4 protein-coding genes and 1 pseudogene are annotated in these 5,040 nt (G+C 71.2%); 3 read left to right on the top strand and 2 right to left on the bottom strand.

Annotated features, from left to right (window positions below):
• Window positions 1-382 (top strand): HlyD family secretion protein (locus AC27KI_RS18375; RefSeq protein WP_487115141.1); only part of this gene is annotated, 382 nt, incomplete at its 5' end.
• A 273-nt stretch (window positions 383-655) separates the two neighbouring features.
• Here AC27KI_RS18375 and ltaE read toward each other — a convergent pair.
• Complete coding sequence (gene ltaE / locus AC27KI_RS18370) at window positions 656-1,729, bottom strand: low-specificity L-threonine aldolase (protein ID WP_487115139.1); 1,074 nt, start codon at window positions 1,727-1,729, stop codon at window positions 656-658.
• 221 nt (window positions 1,730-1,950) lie between these two features.
• On the opposite strand from ltaE, the gene AC27KI_RS18365 reads away from it, so the two are divergent.
• Window positions 1,951-3,093, top strand: coding sequence for an aminotransferase class V-fold PLP-dependent enzyme (locus tag AC27KI_RS18365; RefSeq protein WP_487115137.1), 1,143 nt, complete (start codon window positions 1,951-1,953; stop codon window positions 3,091-3,093).
• Between the two features lie 41 nt (window positions 3,094-3,134).
• Window positions 3,135-4,442: a DUF445 domain-containing protein gene (locus AC27KI_RS18360; RefSeq protein WP_284431092.1), complete on the top strand. Its 1,308-nt coding sequence runs from the start codon at window positions 3,135-3,137 to the stop codon at window positions 4,440-4,442.
• Window positions 4,443-4,492: 50 nt separating this feature from the next.
• On the opposite strand, the pseudogene AC27KI_RS18355 reads toward AC27KI_RS18360, so the two are convergent.
• Window positions 4,493-4,913, bottom strand: a pseudogene (locus AC27KI_RS18355) (XRE family transcriptional regulator).
• Between the last annotated feature and the right edge of the window lie 127 nt (window positions 4,914-5,040).

The following is a 5,040-nucleotide window of genomic DNA, read 5'->3' as shown; positions in this document are numbered from 1 at the left end:
CGTGGTCGCGCCCTTCGACGCCACCGTGGTGCGCCAGCTCGTTCGCCGCGGCGAGTGGGTGGTGCCCGGCACCGACGTGGCCGTGTTGCAGGGGCGCGGGGCGCCCATGGTCCACGCCTACGTGCTGCCCAACGAGGCGCGCTACGCCCAGGTGGGGCGCCAGGCCAGCCTGCAGTTCATGGACGGCGGGCGCATCCGCGCCGAGGTGGTCGGCGTGGTGGCCGAGGCCGAACGCCTTCCCGCCGAGCGCGTCTCGCCGCTGTCGCCGCGCATGCCGTCGATCGTGGTGCGCCTGCGCCCGCTGGAGCCGCTGCCCGCGGCCTACCGCATCCACCAGTTGCCGCTGGACGTGCGGTTCGACTGGGTGTGGAGCGGTTTTTGAGTCAAAACCCCTTCATGCCCTAGTACTGATTGCCTGTGTTGCTATAGAAAATGTAGCGATCGATTGTTTCCTTGAAGGGGCGTGCCTGCACCGGGGAACCTGGGGCGGTGGCCCGAGGGCGGTCCCATCGCCCGGCACCGTTTCAACCCACGCGCCCGCACAGGGCGCGACAGTGGTACCGCTCAATGAGGGGCCACCTCTAAACCCAGTTTCAACCCACGCGCCCCTGCGTCGCGACACAGGGACTCCAGCCCCTGCCGACCCCTCAGCGGATCATTGCCCGCGCCCGTCGAACCGGCGCACGCACTCCAGCGTCTGCGCCACGTCCTCGGGGCCCACGTCCAGGTGCGCCACCCAGCGCAGGCGCGCGCCACGGCCGTAGAGGCCGCTGGTCACCCGCACGCCGTGTTGGGCCAGCCACGCGGTGAAGGCCGGGGCCACGTTGGCCTCCACGTCGGTGAACAGGATGTTGGTGTGGGCCGAGGCCACGGTCAGGCGCCCCTGCAGCACGGGGTGGCTGCGGCCGGCCTCGGCCAGGCCCTCGGCCAACTGGCGCGCCAGGGCATGGTCGTCGGCCAGTCGGCGCACGTGGTGCTGCAGCGCATGCAGCCCCGCGGCGGCCAGAAAGCCCGCTTGGCGCATGCCGCCGCCCAGGATCTTGCGCGTGCGCCGCGCCTGGCGGATGAAGTCGTGCGAGCCCAGCAGCAGCGAACCCACGGGGGCGCCCAGGCCCTTGCTCAGGCACACCGAGGCCGAGTCGAAGTGCGAGCAGATCGCGCGCGCCTCGTCGTACACGTCGGTGCCGCTCTTCTCGGCGTGGGCCGTGGCGGCGTTGAACATGCGCGCGCCGTCCAGGTGCATGGCCAGGCCGCGCGAGCGGGCGAGGGCGGCCACGTCGGCGATGTAGCCGGTGGGCAGCGGCTGGCCGCCGGTGGTGTTTTCCAGCACCACGAGGCGGGTGCGGGCGAAGTGCGGGTCGTCGGGCTTGATGGCGGCGGCGATGTCGGCCACGCGCAGCGTGCCGTCGGGCTGGGTCTCCACCGGCTGCGGCTGGATCGAGCCCAGCACCGCCATGCCGCCGGCCTCCCAGCGGTAGGTGTGCCAGCTCTGGCCCACGATGGCTTCGTCGCCGCGCTGGCAGTGGCCCATGAGCGCGATCAGGTTGGTCTGCGTGCCGGAGCAGGCGAACAACGCGGCCTCGAAGCCGAGCAGTTGCGCCGCATGGTCCTGCAGCGCGTTCACGGTGGGATCGTCGCCGAACACGTCGTCGCCAAGGGGGGCCTGGAACATGGCGTCGCGCATGGCCGGCGTGGGTTGGGTGACGGTGTCGCTGCGAAAGTCGGGCATCGGGAGGGGCTCCTGGTGGGGGCTTGGGGTCGAAAAGGGTCGGTCCGGCATCCTAGCGGCGTTGGGCCCGCTGCGTCCATCGCACCGGCGATGCGGGCGGCCGGCCCGCGGAAAGTGCGCGTGCTAAGCTGGCCCGCTCAATTTTTTCCGGCCTTGTCCGCCCCGTCTGCCGGCCAGCGCGGCCTGTGCGGCGCGCTGGCCCAGCCCTCACGGAGACAACCATGCCCGGCCTTCTGCCCGATATCGATCCCGACGGACTGCTCGAATTCTCGGTGGTGTACACCGACCGGGCGCTCAACCACATGTCCCGGCGCTTCACCGGCGTGATGCAGGACATCCTGGCCACGCTCAAGGGCGTCTACCACGCCCACACGGCGGTGCTGGTGCCCGGCAGCGGCACCTTCGGCATGGAGGCGGTGGCGCGCCAGTTCGCCAACCGCGAGAAGGTGCTCATCGTGCGCAACGGCTGGTTCAGCTACCGCTGGAGCCAGATCTTCGACGCGGGCGCTCTGGGCGGTGGCGCGGTGGTGTGCCAGGCCCGCCGCCAGGGCGAGGGCCCGCAGGCCCCGTGGGCGCCGTGCCCGGCCGATGAGGTGGCCGCCGCCATCCGTGCCGAATCGCCCAAGGTGGTGTTCGCGCCCCACGTCGAGACCGCCAGCGGCATCCTGCTGCCCGACGACTACCTGCGCACCGTGAGCGAGGCCGCGCACGACGTGGGCGCGCTCTTCGTGCTGGACTGCGTGGCCTCCGGTGCCGTGTGGGTGGACATGCAGGCCACCGGCGTGGACGTGCTGATCTCGGCCCCGCAAAAAGGCTGGAGCGGCTCGCCCTGCTGCGCCATGGTGATGCTCGGCGAGCGCGCCCGCCAGGCCATCGACGGCACCACGAGCAGCAGCTTCGCCTGCGACTTCAAGAAGTGGATGCAGATCGCCGAGGGCTACGAAAAGGGCCAGCACGCCTACCACACCACCCTGCCCACCGACGCGCTGGTGCAGCTGCGCGACGTGATGGTGGAGACGCGCGACTACGGCTTCGACAAGGTGCGTGCCGAACAGATCGAACTGGGCGCCCGGGTGCGCGCGCTGCTGCGCGAGCGGGGCTTTCCGAGCGTGGCCGCCGAGGGCTACGAGGCCCCGGGCGTGGTCGTGAGCTACACCACCGACCCCGGCATCCAGAACGGCAGGAAGTTCATGGAGGCCGGCCTGCAGACCGCCGCCGGCGTGCCGCTGCAGTGCGGCGAGGGCCCGGACTTCCAGACCTTCCGCATCGGCCTGTTCGGGCTGGAGAAGTGGCACCACGTGGACCGCACCGTGGGCCACCTGGCCGCGGCGCTGGACCGGATCGCCGCCCCGCCAGCGCACTGAAGCGGCCCTGTCCCACAGGGGTCTCGGGCTATCCTTGCGCGATGCAGAGCACCCACGAAGACCAGGCCCGCGCACTGACCCGGGCCAAGTGGCTGGCCACGGGCCTGTTGCTGGCGGTGGCCGCCGTGTTCGCGCTGACCTATGCGCTGCCCCGCAGCCTGGCGGTGGAATGCGTGCGCGCCGTGGCCGAGGCGGCCATGGTGGGCGCCCTGGCCGACTGGTTCGCCGTGTCGGCGCTGTTCCGGCGCATTCCGCTGCCCTTCGTGCAGCGGCACACGGACATCATCGCGCGCAACAAGGCGCGCATCGGCGGCAACCTGGCGTCGTTCGTGCGCGACGAGTTCCTCGATGCGCCTTCGCTGGTCACCATGATCCGCCGCCACGACCCGGCCCACATGCTGGGCCAGTGGCTCACCTCGCCGGGCAACGCCGAGCTGCTGGCGCGGCAGATGTCGCGCCTGGCCCTGTCGGCGCTGGAGACGGTGGAGGACGAGCGCATCCAGCGCTTCATGAACGATGCCGCGCGCACGCTGATCGGGCAGATCGACCTGTCGCGCACCATGGCCATGGCGCTGGAGGCGCTCACCCACAACGGCCGCCACCAGGCGCTGCTCGACGACCTGCTGGCGCGCCTGTCCACCCTGGTGCGCGACCCGCAGACCCGCACCTTCATCGCCGAGACCATCGTGCAGTGGATCAAGCGCGAGCACCCGCTGAAGGAAAAGGTACTGCCCACCGACTGGCTGAGCGAGAAGGGCGCGGGCGCCATCGCCCAGGCCATCGAGAACCTGCTGGCCGAGGTGGCCGGCAACCCGGCCCACCAGCTGCGCGGCACGCTGGACGGGGCGGTGCAGCGGCTGGTGGAGCGCCTGCAGTCCGACCCGGAATGGGCCGAGCGCGGCATGGCGATCCGCCACTACCTGCAAAACGACGCCACCCTGGGGCGCTACGTGCAGACGCTGTGGACCAGCCTGCGCGAGCGCCTGCAGCGCGACCTGGCCGACGAGGACTCGGCGGTCTCGCGCAAGGTGGCGGCCATGGGCCAGTGGCTGGGCCTGTCGCTCGCGGGCGATCCGGCGCTGCGGGTGCGGCTGAACGTGCGGCTGGAGCTGTGGGCGGCGCAGTGGGCGCCCGAGCTGTCGCAGTTCGTGGCCGAGCACATCCGCAACACCGTGGACCGCTGGGACGCCCAGGAGCTGGCGCGCCTGGTGGAGCTGCACATCGGCAGCGACCTGCAGTACATCCGCATCAACGGCACGGTGGTGGGGGGCTTCATCGGCCTGCTGCTGTTCGTCCTGTCGCATGCGGACGATCTGGCGCAGGGCGTGGGCGCCCTGTTCGCCGGCTGAGGGGCCGGCGCCCTGCGGTGTGGTTGCCGGCCGGTATGGCCGGCGGGCTTTCAGCGGTTGCCGCCGCGCGGGGTCTGTTCGGCGGCCTGGGCCTTGGCGATGGCCAGGATCACCTCGCGCGCCAGGCGGCGCTTGGGCACGGGCAGCTTCAGGTAGGTCTCGAACAGTTCGCGGTCCTCGTACCCCAGGTTCACGTGCCAGCGGGCGGCTTCTTCGCGCGCCTGCGGCGTGGGCGTGCCGAAGGCCAGTTCCTGCACCGGCATGCGCAGCCACTCGGCCAGGGTGATGAGCTTGCGGGCATCGGGCATGGTTTCGCCCAGCAGCCAGCGGCGCACGCCATGCAGGGTCATGGGCTTGCCCCAGTGGGCGGGTGTTTGAACCTCCCGCTCGGAGGACGGAGGGCTTCGGGTTCGTAGCCAGGCCGCCACCATGGGCTTGGCGTAATTTCTCGGCAAACAGTTGCTTGGGTATCTTGCATGGGCGGCACGCTAGCACGCCCGTTGGCCGTGGATTGAGCTCCGTCTTCGAGTTACGCGGCCGCCTGATTGGGGTGACGGTGGTGCCGTGGTCAATGGGGCTTGCCGGCCGCTTGGGCTGA

The organism is Acidovorax sp. KPB24-03 (assembly GCF_057546605.1).
Note: the sequence above shows the minus strand (reverse complement) of the source record. Positions and strands in the feature narration are given on the sequence as shown.